Genomic DNA, 17,634 nt, shown 5'->3' with positions numbered 1-17,634 from the left:
ATCACAAAACACCGAGAATTTTAGCAGCAACAAGTTATTTAAAAATAGAAGTCATTTGATCATTTGTTAGACTTTGGGGATATATGTCAGACGTTCAGGATGAGTTGTTACAGCAATATTTATATGCTGCGCAAATAACCAATACGATTCGACTGCTGCGCTTTTTTTTAGTCAGCATCGCGATTGTCTGTCTGTATGTTTTTTTTATTTACCAATATTCTTTTGCTCATTCATCTATTTATTTTAATGTGTGGTTTATTCTGACCGAATTAACCATTGGTTCCTGTTTACTTTTAACCGCAGTCCATTTTAAAGCAGGACAATATCAGCTAGAGCATGCGCATAGCTGGTTAAAATTGGTCTGTTTTCTGACAGGCACAGCCATCGCATTTGGCGTCAGCTTACTGTACTACTATTTGCCGCAGCACAATCTTGAACTCAGCAGCTACGAAGCCATTATATTAGCGGCCTTGCTGATTATTGTCAGTCAGACCTTTGCCCTGACCTTCTTAACGCAACGTCTCAGTTATTTTTGTTGGGTGTTTATACCTGCGATTTTACCTTATATCGCTGCGCAATTTTTAATTCGCACAGAAAACTCGGCCTTCTTTTTCGTGGCCACTAACTTTGCTCTCATTACCTTGCTCATTTGCGCCAATACTTCTATGCACATGCATCGGCGTTTATCGAGTGTTTATTTTAAAAACAACCAATTCAAAAAAACGGCCGAACAACAAGTGGAATGGACAGATCAGCTCTGCCAACAATTACAAGCTGAAATGAACAAGTCCAAAGACATTGAGCAGCAACTCCAATTCAACAATCAAATGCTGGAACAAAAAGTTAGAGAACGTACTTTTGACTTAGAACAAATCCATCGTGACTTACAAAACCAGCAGCACAATTTAATTTTGGCACATGAAGCCGCGGGCTTAAAACCTTGGGATTGGAATATTCGTGATCGCAGTATTGTGATTAGCGATAGGCATCAGCAAACCCGTTTAGAAAACAGCAAAAAACATCGTAATAAATTAAAACAAATGATCCACCCTGACGATGTCATGCATTTTCATAGCACCATGAAACAACATTTGCGTGGACTAAGTGAGCGTTATGAAGCAACTTATCGGATTCAGCAAAATGGCAAATGGTGTTGGGTGCAAGATATTGGCCGAGTGATTGAGCGTGACCCAACCACGCATAAGCCTTTACGCATGGTGGGTATTCGCCGCGACATTCATCAAGAACGACTTGGTCAAGAACGCTTAAAATTGACCGCAAGTGTGCTTGAACAAGCCGCTGAAGGTATTTTTATTCTAGATGAGAATTTGTGTTATATCGAAGCCAATCCATTCTTTTCAGAATTAAGTGGTTTCGCACGTGAAAAAATTATTGGTAAATCTATATTTGACATAGCCGAGCGCAGTAAAGTCCAACAGCGCATTGCGCATAAGAAAATTACCCAGCAAGTGCTCAACACTGGCAAATATGATGGTGAAATGAATGTTCGCTTTGCTTCTGGTAAAGAACTGCCTGTGCGCTTGCACCTTAATGCAGTCACGGATGAGCAAAACCGAGTCATCAATTATATTGGGATCGTTTCAGATTTAACTGAACACAGAATTCAGGAGCAACGCCTCTCCTACCTCGAAAATTACGACCCACTGACCGATTTACCTAATCGTTTTTATTACAACTATCAACTACATCAGTATTTAGTGTCGCAACAAGATTCTTTGCAGCAACTGGCTGTCATTCGCTTGAATATCGACCGTTTCCGCCCTTTAAATGAATATTTAAGCAATAATGGTGGTGATGAATTACTGCGCCAAGTGGCACAGCGTTTGCGCTTAACCAATGCTGAAGCCTTGATTGTGGCGCATTTAAACGGTGATGATTTTGCAATTGTGTACGAACTTTCGCATATTCGCCCATCTATACAAGAGCATTGCGAACGGATCAGCAAAACCTTTGCATTACCATTTCACATTCAAGATCAAGACCACATTATTACCTTGTCGATGGGGGTTTCTTTATATCCAGAGCATGGCCGCCAGCTAGACTACTTAAACAACTGTGCTGAACAAGCCCTATTAGAAGCAAAACGCTTAGGTGGTAACACTACCAAATACTACTCATTAGAAAATACCAAATTGCTTGAACAGAATGTGCACATAGAACGTGACCTCCGCCAAGCCATTAAAAATAATGAGTTATTGGTCTACTATCAGCCAAAAATTAATTTCCATAATCAGCATGTGGTCGGCTTTGAAGCGTTGGTGCGTTGGAATCATCCAACCAAAGGTATTGTGCCACCAAACTTGTTTATACCTATTGCGGAACAAACCAGTCTAATTTCTGAAATTGGTCGTGAAGTGATTCAACAAACTGCACAACAAATTCAGAAATGGCAGCAATTAGGTTTTAATAATATTCGCGTATCGGTCAATGTGGTAGCACAGCAATTGCAACGTGGTCAGTTATTACAAGATTTAGATGATGCTTTGGCCACCTACCAAATTTCAGGTGACAGTCTGGAGTTGGAAATCACGGAATCATCGTTAGTTGAAAATTCAAGCACCGTGAAATCACTGCTCGATAAAATTAAACAACGCCATATTCATATTTCCTTAGACGATTTTGGTACAGGTTATTCATCCCTATCCTATTTAACCGACTTCCCAATTGACAGCCTGAAAATAGACCGCAGCTTTATTTCAAAAATTGGTCATTCCAAACAAGAGGCGATTGTGAGTGCCATGATTGCGATGGGCAAAGCCATGGGCATGACAGTTGTTGCAGAAGGGATCGAAACTGAACAGCAGTTACAGTATTTGCAGAATTTGAAATGTGACATTGCGCAAGGCTATTTATTTTCCAAGCCTTTACCTGAACAGGAAGCAACGCTGTTTCTACAAGCACGTCAGGACTCACGCGCTTATAGCTCCTTAATCTGAAACTAGACCCGAAAGCTCTAAGTTTGCTCTAAAAATAAACAGCAACGACTGTGCTAATAGGGCAAGTAATGGTATATTCGATAGGATTCATAAAAATCCACCAGCACCGCTGGCTAACTTGTCACATACGAGATTCAGATGGACGATCAATCATTAAAACAGCAGGCACTTTACTATCACGAATTTCCAACACCAGGAAAAATCAGCGTTACACCAAGTAAGCAGCTGGTCAATCAACGTGACTTAGCGCTCGCTTACTCCCCAGGTGTCGCAGCACCATGTTTAGAGATTGAACGTGATCCTTCAAAAGCAGCACTTTACACCGCACGTGGTAACTTGGTTGCTGTAGTCAGTAACGGTACAGCTGTACTCGGTTTAGGGAATATTGGTCCTTTAGCCTCTAAACCTGTAATGGAAGGTAAAGGCGTACTCTTCAAAAAGTTTGCTGGTGTCGATGTCTTTGATATTGAAATTGCTGAAAATGATCCAGACAAAATTGTCGATATTGTTGCCGCGTTAGAACCGACTTTTGGCGGGATTAACCTTGAAGATATCAAGGCGCCAGAATGTTTCTACATCGAGAAAAAACTACGTGAACGCATGAACATTCCTGTGTTCCACGATGACCAACACGGTACTTCAATTATTGTAGGTTCTGCCCTACTCAATGCCTTGTTACTCAATGGCAAAAAAATTGATGAAATTAAAATCGTCGCTTCAGGCGCAGGTGCAGCAGCACTATCTTGCTTGGACTTGTTATGTGCCTTGGGTGCAAAAAAAGAAAATATCATTGTTGCTGACTCTCGCGGCCTAATCACCACTAAGCGTGAAGGTTTAGATGAGTCGAAAAAACGCTATATGCAAGATATTGAAGGAACACAAATTGCCGATGTCATTGGCGGTGCTGATATGTTCCTTGGTCTTTCTGCAGCAGGAATCTTGACCAAAGCCATGGTTAAAGAAATGGCTGAAAATCCAATCATCTTTGCTTTGGCCAACCCAGACCCAGAAATTTTGCCTGAACATGCGCACGAAGTACGTCCAGATGTCATCATGGCAACAGGTCGTTCTGACTATCCAAACCAAGTGAATAATGCACTGTGCTTCCCGTATATTTTCCGTGGCGCGTTAGATGTGGGTGCAACCACCATCAACGAAGAAATGAAAATTGCGTGTGTACATGCCATTGCGCGTATGGCGCACATCGAAGCGGATGCCGCTACCTATGGTGAAAAATCTGCATCTTTCGGTCGTGACTATTTAATTCCACGTCCGCTTGATCAGCGTTTGATTCTTGAAATTGCACCTGCTGTTGCTCAGGCAGCAATGGACTCTGGCGTTGCAAGCCGTCCAATTCAAGACTTCTCAGCGTATCGTCAACGTCTATCTGAGTTTGTTTACAACTCAGCATTTATGATGAAGCCAATTTTTGCACAGGCTAAAACTGATCCAAAACGTATTGCTTATGCCGAAGGTGAAGATTTACGTATATTGCGTGCAGTACAAATTGCAGTAGATGAAGGCTTGGCAAAACCAATTTTGGTGGGTCGTACTGCGGTCATTGAAGCGAATATCAAAAAATTAGGTTTGCGTCTTGAACACGGTGTCAATATTGAAATCGTTGATCAGGAAAACAACCCAAATTACGAAAAATTCGCAGAAGATTATTACACCACTATGCAGCGTAAAGGGGTTACACCTGAGTATGCACAACGTGAAGCACGTCGTCGCTCTACCCTTATTGCGTCAATGTTGGTGAAACACGGTTTAGTAGATGGTATGTTGTGTGGTACTTACTCAAGCTATGACATTCACCTTGATTTCGTGAAAAATGTAATTGGTTTAAAAGAAGGCCGTACCAACTTCTTTACCCTAAATGCATTAATGCTTGAAGACCGCAACCTGTTTATTGCAGACACCTATGTCAACACCAACCCAACTGCTGAGCAGCTTGCTGAAATGACTATTTTGGCTGCTGAAGAAGTACGTCGTTTTGGTATGACACCACGTGTTGCTTTATTGTCACACTCTAGCTTTGGCTCTGACCAACAAGACCCAAGCGCACAAAAAATGCGTAAAGTGTTTGAAATTTTGAGCGAAATTGCACCTGAGCTTGAAGTTGAAGGTGAAATGCACGGTGATGCAGCATTAGACGAAAATATCCGTCAATTTGCTTTCCCGAACTCACGCTTCAAAGGTTCTGCAAACTTGTTGATTATGCCTAACTTAGATTCTGCAAATATTTCATTTAACTTGTTGAAATCTACTTCTGGTAACAATGTCACAATTGGCCCAATCTTGTTGGGTGCAGCGAAACCTGTACACATCTTGACGCCAACCGCTACGACACGTCGTGTAGTGAATATGACTGCGTTAACCGTTGCTGAAATTCAACAAACGGAACGTGACAGCCTATAATTTATAGATACTCCATGTAATTCTGAGCCATTGACTCAGAATTATGGACTTGAGAAAACCTCTATTCTGTAGCATGATTGCTTGAAGAATAGAGGTTTTTTCATGCAAGTTTATTTAGTAGGCGGTGCAGTTCGAGATCACTTGCTCGGTCACCCCTATCACGAAAAAGATTATGTTGTAGTTGGTGCGACACCCGACCAACTCCTGACTCAAGGCTTTCAGCCTGTGGGCAAAGACTTCCCTGTTTTTCTACACCCAGACACCAAAGACGAATATGCACTTGCCCGAACTGAACGCAAGTCGGGTCATGGTTATCATGGTTTTGAGTTTTATACAGACCCGAGTGTGACTTTAGAAGAAGATTTAATTCGTCGTGACCTGACCATCAATGCTATGGCGATGGATGATGAAGGCACTGTTTACGACCCGTACGGTGGGCAGCAAGACTTATGCAATAAAGTCCTGCGTCATGTGTCTGATGCCTTTGCAGAAGACCCTTTGCGTGTATTACGCATTGCACGATTCGCTGCACGTTATCACGGCTTGGGTTTTCAGGTTGCCCCTGAAACCTTGTTGCTAATGCAGCAACTTGCAGAATCAGGCGAACTACAGGCGCTGACACCGGAGCGTGTCTGGAAAGAAACTTCGCGTGCTTTGATGGAAGAACGTGCTGATGTTTATTTTGAAACTTTACGTGCCTGTGGTGCTTTAAAAGTTTTATTCCCTGAGTTGGATGCACTGTTTGGTATTCCACAACGTCCTGAGTATCACCCTGAAATTGACAGTGGTTTGCATACCATGATGTCGCTGCAGCAAGCTTGTCGTGCCAATTATTCACTGGATGTACGTTTTGCAGTGCTTCTACATGATTTAGGCAAAGCCCTGACCCCTGCAGATGAATTGCCACGTCACATCATGCATGAAGAACGTGGTTTAAAGCCTGTTACAGAAGTGTGTGAGCGACTTAAAGTACCAACAAACACCAAACAACTGGCGCTTGCGGTATGTAAGGAACATTTAAAATGCCATCAGGCGCTGACTTTAAAGCCTGGCACTTTATGGCGTTTATTACAGCGTTTAGATGTATTACGTCGCCCTGAGCGAGTCGAAGCCTTTGTACAAGCCTGTGAATGTGACTCACGAGGTCGCTTGGGTTTGGAAGATCGTGACTACCCGCAAGCACAATATGTGTTAGAGGCTGTACAAGTTGTGCGCAGTATCAAAGCGCAGGACTTACCTGCGGATATTCAAGGTCCAGATATTGGTGAAATGCTGATTGAACGACGTATTAAAGCCATTGAGCAATTAAAGGCACGTCATTTAGCAGTCACTGCTTAAACCATTGCTTCATCTCTTTACCTAGACCAGTTTTAAATAAAAAGCCGCTAGCAATACAACTAGCGGCTTTTATATTCAGGCTGAGCCCTGAGGTTTTATCTACTCAATCAAATTCAATATCAAGCTCTGACGAAACCTAATGATGCCCCAGCATCATGCTTTAAGCCAATTGAGCAGGAAAACTAATCACCTGTTCTAAACGCATCTGTTTTGTTGCGACCATTAGTAAACGATCTATCCCCAAGGCTATACCTGAACAAGCAGGCATATTGGGCAAAGCTGCCAACAAATATTCATCAATTGGCATCACATGCAAACCGAGTTGTGCGCGATCAGCATTATCGGCCTCGAAACGTGATCGTAATACCGCTGCATCAATCAGCTCATCATAGGCGTTTGCAAGTTCTAAACCTTCGATATATAACTCAAAGCGAGCAGCGACCAATTCACCATCTGCATCGTTTTTTGTTTTAGCCAATGAAGCCAACTCAGGTGGAAAATCGATTAAAAAAACAGGTGCATCAAACCCTAAACTCGGTTCAACAAAATGAGAGAATAACAGATCGATATATCCTAGACGGTCATCCCCCAAGTCCAAATTCAACCCAAGTCGATGACAACAATCTTTCAGTTGTTGCAGACTCGCCTGCAGTGGGTTTAAATCTAAACGATCCATAAATGCATGTTTATAACTCAGCAGCGTAGGTCGCACTTCGCCAAAACGCTGTTCTAAAGTCAGATTTAGCAAATCTGTGACCTCAAACATTAAATCCTTCAGACTAAACTCAGGGCGATACCATTCCAACATGGTAAATTCGCTATTGTGTTTTCGACCGTGCTCATCATCACGAAACACTTTACAAATTTGATAAATCGGCCCACTGCCACTTGCCAATAAACGCTTCATGGCAAATTCAGGAGAAGTTTGCAAATAATGCGTATGTAGTTTGCCCTGCACATGACGAAGTGCCTGTACAGAAGCCAAATGGACGTCGGTCACCCCTGCTTGTGATAACACGGGTGTTTCAACTTCAAGCACCTCACGCTCAGCAAAAAACTGACGAATTTGTGCATAAAGTTTGGCACGCACACGCATGCTGTTTAAATCACAGGTGGGTTGATACTGAATTATCGAACTCATGCCTGCGGGCCCCCATGTGCTGCCCATTCACGACGCAAAGGATAGGTTTTTCTTAAATGATCAAAAGCCTGCTGCTCGACTTTGCCATCTTTTAGGCAAGCACGTAAATTGGCATCATCTCGTGCAATATTATAAATTTGAGTTAAATGTGCTTGTAAACTGCTTTTCAGGTCTTGCTTTTGAAAATAGGTTTCACAAGCAGGCAACTGACTTTCAAAGGTTTTATTTGCTTCCAAATCGAAAGTTTGGCAGAACGCCTGATAGATCATTTGAGTGCCTCGCGCTTTACCTTCCAAGCTATAACCCGCAATATGTGGCGTTGCCAAAGCCAGTAAAGCTAGCAGTTCTGCGGAAATTTCTGGTTCGTGTTCAAACACATCTAGTACCACTAGACGCTGGGTACGCTGAATATCATGTATTAACGCAGCTTCTTCAACCACTGGCCCGCGTGCAGAATTAATTAAAATAGCTTGAGGCTTCATACATGCCAATCGTGCTGCATTAATTAAGTGATAAGTTGGATGCTCTCCCGTATCAGTTAAAGGCACATGAATAGAGACAGCGTCTGCCTGTTTTAATAATTCGTCCAAGCTGAATTGTTGAACCTGTGGCAGTTGCACAAAAGGATCATGTGCAATTACATTCCAACCTAACAATTGTGCCATTTTGACCAATCTGGAACCGACATTACCTAACCCAATCACACCAAGCGTAAAGTTTTGATTGGCATGTAGTAATTCAGGCTTGAGATGAAGCAATGCGGTAATCACATACTCACTCACCGCTTGCGCATTACAACCTGCGGCATTTGACCATGCAATACCGTGTTGCTCTATCGCAGGAATATCCAGATGGTCAGTACCAATGGTGGCGCTGCCAATAAATTTAAGCGGAGTATTTTGAATGAGTACTGCATTCACTTGGGTAACGGAACGGACTAATAATGCATCGGCATTTTGAACATCTTCATGCGTCAGGCGGCGCCCTGCTTTATGCTGTATTTCTGCCAAATCTGCAAAGAAATAATCGGTATATGCCAGATTTTCATCTGCAATGATTTTCATATTGCCATCCCATGTGTATTTGCCTGCTTATGATAGCTTGTGTTGTTCGGGATGACTATTCGAGCTGAGATAATCTGAATATGTTTTGTCTATGCTACTTACATTGCATAACCCAAAAACAATAAAGCCCTGACATTGTCAGGGCTTTATTGCTGATATTTGGCGGAAGCGGTGTCCGTCTAACAGTAGTCCTACACAGTCTAATCAAATATTAGACCTCTTGCGAAAGTAAAAACTACCTCAATATAGATTTCATGAAATATCAGAAATTAAACCGTTTTTCAGATTCTGAATTCCAGCGCTTGGTTGGCGTACCTCGACCAGTTTTTAGTGAAATGGTGAACCGTACCGGGTTTGTCGGAGAGTCAATATTCTGAGAGACTATCCCGATGACAAAATTAAAATATACCCCTGAAATCAGAGAAAGAGCGGTTCAACTATTGATTGAATCTGAAAAAGATTATCCATCGAATTGGGCTGCGATCACAGCTATTGCTCCTAAAATCGGTTGTACTCCTGAAACATTGCGTGTTTGGTATTTAAAGCATATGGATCAACTAAATCCTGCCAAAGTACAACAGATATCTGACCAAGAAAAAATGAAGCAAATGGAACGTGAAATTAAAGAATTAAAGCGTGCCAATGAAATTCTACGCAAAGCAGCCGCTTTTTTCGCCCAGACGGAGCTCGACCGCCCACACAAATAATGGTGGATTTTATCCATAACAATAAAGATCGATATGGTGTTGAAGCGATTTGTAGAATTTTACCGATTGCAGCTTCGACCTATTATCGGGCTTTAGATCTCGTTGATAACCCAGAACATCGAGCGAAACGTGCTCTGCATGATTTACATCATGCAGAGCAAATCAAACGTATTTGGAAAGAAAGTTTAGGTCGATATGGTGTACGTAAAGTTTGGCAAAAATTGAAACGTGAAGGCTATGTTATTGCACGTTGTACAGTTGCTCGATTGATGCAGAAGCTAGATATACAAGGTGTTTGGCGTGGTAAGAACAAACAAACTACCCGCAGCCGAGATGATCAAAAACGAGCAGATGATTTAGTGAAACGGAATTTTAGTGCTGATCGACCTGACCAATTATGGGTCAGTGACTTTACGTATATTCAAACCAATTCTGGCTGGGTCTACACCGCATTTATTATTGATGTGTTCTCGCGAGCAATTGTTGGATGGAAAGTATCAACACGGATGAATACAGATATGGTACTTGATGCACTGGAGCAAGCATTGCATGATCGAGGCATGCCAAAGAATGTGATTCATCATTCCGACAGAGGTGTGCAATATCTTTCCATTCGCTATACCAATCGTTTAGAAGCAGCAAATTTACGAGCATCAGTCGGTACGACTGGTGATTCATACGATAATGCTCTGGCTGAAACGGTGAATGGCTTATACAAAACAGAGGTGATTGAATATTTAAAAGCAGATTGGCAAGGTTTAGCAGATGTACAACTTGCGACACTAAACTGGGTCGATTGGTTCAATAAAGAACGTGTACACAGCGCACTGGGTTATGTATCGCCTTTTGAGTTTGAAGCAATGTACTATGATAAGATTAATCCGTTAGGTCAGGTGGCCTAACTTAAATAAAAAAGTCTCCGACAAACCCGGTACGGTTCAGTAGTTTGCAAAATTTTTTCTAATAATTAAATCATTGGTATTCTCTTGTACTTAGTAGATCCTATTTTTTAATCTAGGCTTATCAGTACATTTTATATTGAAATTTTCATTGAATAGTAACCATAGCAAAATTATACATTCCTCACTCTTACTATAAACTGTTTGGGGTTCAGGGGGTCGCCCCTGACAAGCCCTGTTGCGTACTAGAAATATGCCCCTTAGGGCATATTTTTGTAGCTACAGGTAGGCTTGCTTAATTAACTTCATTAATAACGTGCTTATACACGATTACTAACAGCTACTCCTCTAAAAAACAGTACGACATATTTTGTCGTATCTTCCTATGAGAGAGATTGACTAAAAAACATATATCTAGCAAAGTTATTTCAACATTAAAAAGGAAAGCTAAATATATGAATTATCAACTACTTTTTCAAAAATTTGTACACTTATATCCAATTTCCAAAACTTTACGTTTTGAATTGATTCCACAGGGTGCAACGCAGAAATTTATTACAGAAAAACAAGTCTTGCTACAAGATGAAGTCAGAGCACGTAAATACCCTGAAATGAAACAGGCAATTGATGGCTACCATAAAGACTTTATCCAACGTGCACTCGGCAATATTGATAGCCAATCATTTGAACAGGCATTACAGACTTTTCAAGAATTATTTCTCCGTTCTCAAGCAGAAAGATCGACTGAAGCCTATAAAAAAGAATCCGAAACAACGCAAACGAAACTGAGAGAGTTAATCGTTAATAGTTTTGAGAAAGGCGAGTTTAAACAAGAATATAAATCTCTTTTCGATAAAAATTTAATCACCAATTTATTAAAGCCTTGGGTCGAAAAACAGAGCCAAACAGGTGACAACAACTACACCTATCATAATGACTTTAATAAATTTACTACCTACTTCTTAGGTTTCCATGATAATCGTAAAAACATTTATAGCAAGGAACCCCACAAAACTGCCCTTGCCTATCGTTTAATTCATGAAAATTTACCTAAATTTTTAGAAAACAATAAAATTTTACGCAAAATTCAAAATGATCACCCTGCATTATGGGAACAACTGCAAGCACTTCATCACACCATGCCACAACTGTTTAATGGTTGGGATCTTTCGCAATTGCTGCAAGTGTCATTCTTTAGCAATACCTTGACCCAAACAGGGATTGACCAATACAACACCATCATTGGTGGTATTTCTGAAGGTGAAAACCGTCAGAAGATTCAAGGTATTAATGAACTCATTAATTTATATAACCAAAAACAGGACAAGAAAAATCGTGTCGCAAAACTTAAACAACTCTATAAACAAATTTTAAGTGACCGTAGTACCCTATCTTTTTTACCACAACAATTTGCAGATGATGCTGAGCTGTATCATGCAATCAATATGTTCTACTTGGACCATTTACACTATCAAAGCATGGTCAATGGTCACTCTTATACGCTCTTAGAACGTGTCCAATTGCTCATCAATGAATTGGCCAACTATGATTTGAGTAAAGTCTATTTAGCACCGAATCAACTGAGTGCTGTTTCACATCAAATGTTTGGAGATTTTGGTTATATCAGTCGTGCATTGAGCTACTATTATATGCAAGTGATACAACCTGATTATGAGCTGTTATTAGCAAGTGCCAAAACAACCGCCAAAATTGAAGCAATCGAAAAATTAAAAACTGCATTTTTAGATGCCCCACACAGCCTAGTGGTGATTCAAGCTGCCATTGATAAGTATCTGCAATTACAACCAAGTAGCAAGCCACATACACAATTGACCGACTTTATTATTTCCTTGCTCAAACAATACGAAACTGTAGCGGATGATCAAAGCATTAAAATCATTAATATTTTTAGTGATATTGAAGGCAAATATAGCTGTATTAAAGGCCTAGTCAATACTGAGTCTACGTCTGAGTCGAAACGTGAAATATTACAAAATGAAAAACTGGCGACTGATATTAAAGCCTTTATGGATGCCATTAACAATGTCATAAAATTACTTAAACCATTTGCACTGAATGAAAAGCTGGCTGCAAGTGTAGAAAAAGACGCTCGTTTTTATAGTGATTTTGAAGAAATTTATCAGGCATTATTGGTATTTGTACCACTGTATAACAAAGTCCGCAATTACATTACGCAAAAACCGTATAGCACTGAAAAATTTAAACTGAATTTTAATAAACCCACTTTACTGAGTGGTTGGGATGCCAATAAAGAAGCCGATAATTTAAGTATTTTGCTTAGAAAAAATGGCAATTATTATTTGGCGATCATGGACACAGCCAAAGGCGCGAATAAAGCCTTTGAGCCAAAGGCACTAAATCAACTCAAAGTCGATGATACTACCGATTGCTATGAAAAAATGGTCTATAAGCTGTTGCCAGGACCAAATAAAATGTTCCCTAAAGTCTTCTTTTCGGAAAGTCGTAAAGCACAATTTAATCCACCACAACACATCATCGAATCATACAACAAAAAAGAGCATATTAGCAGTGAAGCCCATTTTGATCTTAAAAAATGCCATGCACTGATTGATTGGTTTAAACAATGTATTGAGTTACATGAAGATTGGAAGCACTTTAATTTTAAATTCTCACCGACGTCTCAATACAGCAACATCAGTGATTTTTATAAAGAAGTCAGCGAACAAAATTACAAAGTCCATTTCCAAGACATTCCTGCCGACTATATTGAGCAATTGGTGGCTGAAGGCAAACTGTATTTGTTCCAGATTTATAACAAGGACTTTTCACCACATGCCAAAGGCAAAGAAAATTTACATACTATGTATTTTAAAGCCTTATTTAGTGAGGAAAATTTAAAACAGCCTGTCTTTAAACTGAGTGGCGAAGCAGAAATGTTCTACCGCCCTGCCTCACTACAATTGGAAAACACCACTATTCATAAAGCGGGGGAAGCAATGGTGGCGAAGAATCCATTGACACCAGATGCCACTCGTACTTTGGCTTATGACATTATCAAAGATCGACGTTTTACCACCGACAAATATTTGTTGCATATCCCGATTAGTTTAAATTTTCATGCACAAGAATCGATGAGTATTAAAAAGCATAATGACTTAGTCCGTCAGATGATTAAACATAATCATCAAGATCTGCATATCATTGGAATCGACCGTGGTGAAAAGCATCTACTCTATGTCAGTGTGATCGATTTAAAAGGCAACATTGTCTATCAAGAAAGCCTAAACAGTATTAAATCGGAAGCGCAAAATTTTGAAACGCCTTATCATCAACTATTACAACATCGTGAAGAAGGTCGTGCGCAAGCCCGTACTGCATGGGGAAAGATTGAGAATATTAAAGAACTCAAAGATGGCTATTTAAGTCAAGTGGTGCATCGTATTCAGCAGTTAATCTTAAAATACAATGCGATTGTGATGTTAGAAGACCTCAATTTTGGATTTAAACGTGGTCGTTTTAAAATTGAAAAACAAATTTACCAAAAATTTGAAAAAGCCCTGATTCATAAGCTCAATTATGTGGTTGATAAATCTACCCAAGCTGATGAACTTGGTGGCGTACGAAAAGCCTATCAATTGACCGCCCCATTTGAATCATTTGAAAAATTAGGTAAACAATCAGGGGTGTTATTTTATGTCCCTGCTTGGAACACCAGTAAAATTGATCCTGTCACTGGTTTTGTCGATTTGCTCAAACCAAAATATGAAAACCTAGACAAAGCCCAAGCCTTTTTTAAAACTTTTGATAGCATCATTTTTAATGCCAAAAAAGACTATTTTGAATTTAAGGTCAATTTAAATCAGTTTGCAGGACTGAAAGCACAAGCGGCTCGAGCTGAATGGACAATTTGCTCCTATGGTCCTGAACGCCATGTGTATCAAAAGAAAAATGCCCAGCAGGGTGAAACAGTCATTGTAAACGTGACTGAAGAATTAAAAGCCCTGTTTGCAAAGAACAATATTGAAGTTGCAGAAGGTGTTGAACTGAAAGAAATGATTTGTGCCCAAACACAAGTCGACTTCTTTAAACGTTTGATATGGCTATTACAAGTATTGTTGGCACTGCGTTATAGCAGCAGTAAAGATAAACTCGATTATATCTTGTCGCCTGTTGCCAATGTACTAGGTGAGTTTTTTGATTCACGCCATGCATCGACACACTTACCACAAGATTCCGATGCCAACGGTGCATACCATATTGCTTTAAAAGGTCTATGGGTGATTGAACAACTCAAAACTGCTGCAAATACGGAGAAAGTAAATCTTGCCATTAGCAATGATGAGTGGCTACGCTTTGCGCAAGAAAAACTATATCTGACTTAAATCGTAATGCCCGAATAGTTTTTCTATTCGGGCTTTCTATTTCAGTATCGAGGAGCATACTGATGGAACACTTTATCAATATTAGTTTACTCAACGATTTTATTTTTTGCCCCTATTCCATTTACTTACACAATGCCTATATGGGCTTAGATGAAAAACAATATCACGATATCCCTCAAACTAAAGGAAAGCACGCACACCAAAGTATTGATCACGCTACACATAACACCAGTGCACATATTTTACTCGGTACAGAAGTCTATAGTGAGCGTTATGGCTTGACTGGCAAAATTGATATGTTTGACATTAAGAAAGGCAAACTTACAGAACGCAAAAGAACCATAAAAACCATTTACGACGGCTATAAATTACAACTCTATGCGCAATATTTTTGCCTCACTGAAATGGGCTATGAGGTCAAAAGTTTAAATTTTCATTCTTTAACGGATAATAAAAATTTCCCTCTACCCTTACCTGATGCAGAGATTACCGCATGGTTTGAAGATCATATTTTAAAATTTACGTCCTATCATCCATCTCAAGATCTTGTGGCTAATCCCAATAAATGTCGTTTTTGTATTTATAACAATTTATGTGACAAAACAGAATAAGGACCAAATATGCTGAATTTATCTGATATAGAACAGCGTAATATCATTTTATTGCATAGTTTTGATGGCGAATATAAACTCAAAGTGTCTTTAGGCAATATTCAAATTGAAAACCAAGAAGGCGAAGTTCTAACTAAACTTAGCCGACAAACGACCTTAGCACTTTTTATTATTGGGCATTATACGCTCAGCAGCCCATTGATTGATCACTGCCAAAAGAATGCTATTGCTTTAACCGTCTTTAATACGCATTTACGCCCGATTTTCTTTCTATCTCAAGGAGCAGAGGCCAATTTTCTATTAAGGCAAAAGCAGTATCAGATATCAACAGATTTAGCTTTTGAGTTTGCTCAAAAAATTGTTGCCAATAAAATCCTTAACCATGTACATCTACTGAAATTAAAAAGAAAAAAATCTGATAAATTGAAAGATGCATTCGTACAACTACAAAATTATCACGATGCGATCATAGATACACAAGGTTTAGATCAACTCATGGGGATTGAGGGTAATTGTGCCAAATTATATTTTAAGCATCATTTTGAAGCCATTGATTGGAAAGGTCGAAAACCGAGATTAAAAATAGATCCCATTAATGTGGTTCTAGATATGGGTTATACCCTGTTATTTAACTACATCGAAACCAATGCAAAACTCTTTGGATTTGATCCCTATGCAGGGGTATTACATCAACTTTGGTTTAAACGAAAATCTTTAGTTTGTGATTTGGTCGAGCCATTTCGCTGTATTGTGGATCAACAAGTTCTAAAAAGTTTTCAACTTAAACAATTTCAGCATGATCATTTTACTGTGATCAAGCAAAGGTACGTATTACAAAATCAACATATTAAAAAATATAATGAAATTTTAATGACCAGCATTTTAGTGCATAAATCTGAAATATTTGTTTTTATTCAACAGTATTACCGTTGTTTTATGAAGCAACAGCCTGAACGTTATGAAAACTTCGAGTTCATTCAGGAGGAATAAATCCATGATTATTGTCAGTTATGATATTAGCGATAATAAGTTACGCACCCAATTTTCACACTTTCTAATGGAATATGGTGATCGATTACAGTACTCCGTCTATGAAATCAAAAACTCAAATCGCGTATTAAATATTATTACTGCAGAGATCGAAAATAGATTTGAAAAACGCTTTAGCAATGCTGATAGTGTGTTAATATTTAGATTCCATGAACGAGAATTAATTCGTTATGGTCATGCAACACACAGAACAATGCGTTTAGTGTCGTTGTAGCTGCAAACCTCCGTCTTCATGCCAAAAATGATGCACTTTAAGGAGATATTTGATGTTTTTTCTGTATTTTTTTAGAGAATATCAATATTTTAGCTTTATTTTAATGCAAAAACGGGGCTAACAGCCTTTTAAATTTCTACTGTGTGTAGATTCGAATGTTCAAACTCACCTAATTAATGGCTAACAGCCTTTTAAATTTCTACTGTGTGTAGATAAAAGGGTTCTTTAATACACCGGAAGGTAGGCTAACAGCCTTTTAAATTTCTACTGTGTGTAGATGTCTACTCTACCAATTCTCAGAAGCTCGGCTAACAGCCTTTTAAATTTCTACTGTGTGTAGATTTGCTAAGTTTGAGTATGGGGTTTATGGCTAACAGCCTTTTAAATTTCTACTGTGTGTAGATTTCAAAATGACACACCTTGCCTTCTGAGGCTAACAGCCTTTTAAATTTCTACTGTGTGTAGATTCAAACATCAGGAGGCATTGCATTGAGGGCTAACAGCCTTTTAAATTTCTACTGTGTGTAGATGAGAACGAAATCTCGTCACCAGACACGGCTAACAGCCTTTTAAATTTCTACTGTGTGTAGATCTGGTAAGGATGCTAGAGTGTCATCCAAGGCTAACAGCCTTTTAAATTTCTACTGTGTGTAGATAAAAATTGGAGCTGCTGTTGTACGCCAGGCTAACAGCCTTTTAAATTTCTACTGTGTGTAGATTAATTATGGTAATAGAATTAATGATTTGGCTAACAGCCTTTTAAATTTCTACTGTGTGTAGATTAGAACCCACGAGCATTAGCAAATTCGGCTAACAGCCTTTTAAATTTCTACTGTGTGTAGATTGACGAGGGCGAAGTCGTTATAAACTG

General features: G+C 39.4%; 10 protein-coding genes, 1 pseudogene, 1 CRISPR repeat array and 1 other annotated feature (1 of these 13 running past the window's edge). Of the genes and pseudogenes, 9 read left to right on the top strand and 2 right to left on the bottom strand.

From position 1 onward, the window contains the following. Positions 1 to 83 precede the first annotated feature (83 nt). From ACNS8M_RS04475 to ACNS8M_RS04465, 3 genes are all read left to right on the top strand, one after another. Positions 84 to 2,957 carry an EAL domain-containing protein gene (locus ACNS8M_RS04475; protein ID WP_419225213.1) on the top strand — a complete coding sequence of 958 codons (2,874 nt, stop codon included), beginning with the start codon at positions 84 to 86 and terminating at the stop codon, positions 2,955 to 2,957. 138 nt (positions 2,958 to 3,095) lie between these two features. Next, positions 3,096 to 5,375, top strand: coding sequence for an NADP-dependent malic enzyme (locus ACNS8M_RS04470; protein ID WP_419225212.1), 2,280 nt, complete (start codon positions 3,096 to 3,098; stop codon positions 5,373 to 5,375). A 102-nt stretch (positions 5,376 to 5,477) separates the two neighbouring features. After that, positions 5,478 to 6,713, top strand: a complete 1,236-nt coding sequence (locus tag ACNS8M_RS04465) for a multifunctional CCA addition/repair protein (protein WP_168461195.1) — start codon at positions 5,478 to 5,480, stop codon at positions 6,711 to 6,713. A 160-nt stretch (positions 6,714 to 6,873) separates the two neighbouring features. Here ACNS8M_RS04465 and epmA read toward each other — a convergent pair whose 3' ends face one another. Both epmA and ACNS8M_RS04455 read right to left on the bottom strand, forming a co-directional pair. Further along, the gene (epmA, locus tag ACNS8M_RS04460; RefSeq protein ID WP_194559137.1) at positions 6,874 to 7,854 is read right to left on the bottom strand and encodes an EF-P lysine aminoacylase EpmA; all 981 of its coding nucleotides are present in this window, start codon (positions 7,852 to 7,854) and stop codon (positions 6,874 to 6,876) included. Beyond that, a complete protein-coding gene (locus ACNS8M_RS04455) occupies positions 7,851 to 8,918 on the bottom strand; it encodes a 4-phosphoerythronate dehydrogenase (protein ID WP_168418052.1) in 1,068 nt (355 codons plus the stop codon). The genes epmA and ACNS8M_RS04455 overlap by 4 nt, the downstream gene beginning before the upstream one ends. 254 nt (positions 8,919 to 9,172) lie before the next feature. Here ACNS8M_RS04455 and ACNS8M_RS04450 point away from each other — a divergent pair. The 6 genes and pseudogenes from ACNS8M_RS04450 to cas2 all read left to right on the top strand — a co-directional run. Then, positions 9,173 to 9,259: pseudogene (locus ACNS8M_RS04450) on the top strand (IS5/IS1182 family transposase); the annotation flags it as partial. Positions 9,260 to 9,307: 48 nt separating this feature from the next. Beyond that, positions 9,308 to 10,527 (top strand): IS3 family transposase gene (locus ACNS8M_RS04445; RefSeq protein ID WP_419225211.1). Its coding sequence is split into 2 segments (ribosomal slippage): positions 9,308 to 9,584 and positions 9,584 to 10,527, totalling 1,221 coding nucleotides; the frame shifts between segments, so codons are not numbered across the junction. After that, positions 9,583 to 9,699: a sequence feature (AL1L pseudoknot), on the top strand. (Overlaps the previous gene by 117 nt.) A 452-nt stretch (positions 10,528 to 10,979) precedes the next feature. Further along, positions 10,980 to 14,888 (top strand): type V CRISPR-associated protein Cas12a/Cpf1, encoded by a 3,909-nt coding sequence (cas12a, locus tag ACNS8M_RS04440; protein WP_419225209.1) that lies wholly within the window; start codon positions 10,980 to 10,982, stop codon positions 14,886 to 14,888. A gap of 62 nt (positions 14,889 to 14,950) precedes the next feature. Then, entirely contained in the window at positions 14,951 to 15,499 is a 549-nt protein-coding gene (gene cas4 / locus ACNS8M_RS04435; protein WP_180076055.1) for a type V CRISPR-associated protein Cas4, read from the top strand. Positions 15,500 to 15,508: 9 nt separating this feature from the next. Beyond that, the gene (cas1, locus tag ACNS8M_RS04430) at positions 15,509 to 16,489 is read left to right on the top strand and encodes a type V CRISPR-associated endonuclease Cas1 (protein WP_180076054.1); all 981 of its coding nucleotides are present in this window, start codon (positions 15,509 to 15,511) and stop codon (positions 16,487 to 16,489) included. A gap of 4 nt (positions 16,490 to 16,493) precedes the next feature. Next, the gene (gene cas2 / locus ACNS8M_RS04425; RefSeq protein ID WP_180076053.1) at positions 16,494 to 16,763 is read left to right on the top strand and encodes a CRISPR-associated endonuclease Cas2; all 270 of its coding nucleotides are present in this window, start codon (positions 16,494 to 16,496) and stop codon (positions 16,761 to 16,763) included. A gap of 115 nt (positions 16,764 to 16,878) precedes the next feature. Then, positions 16,879 to 17,634: a CRISPR direct-repeat array (repeat unit 36 nt; unit sequence GGCTAACAGCCTTTTAAATTTCTACTGTGTGTAGAT); it runs 602 nt beyond the window's last position.

Source organism: Acinetobacter sp. A2 (assembly GCF_048537555.1).
Classification (GTDB): domain Bacteria; phylum Pseudomonadota; class Gammaproteobacteria; order Pseudomonadales; family Moraxellaceae; genus Acinetobacter.
The sequence above is the reverse complement of the archived record's forward strand: the minus strand, read 5'-3'. Positions and strand labels throughout refer to the sequence as shown.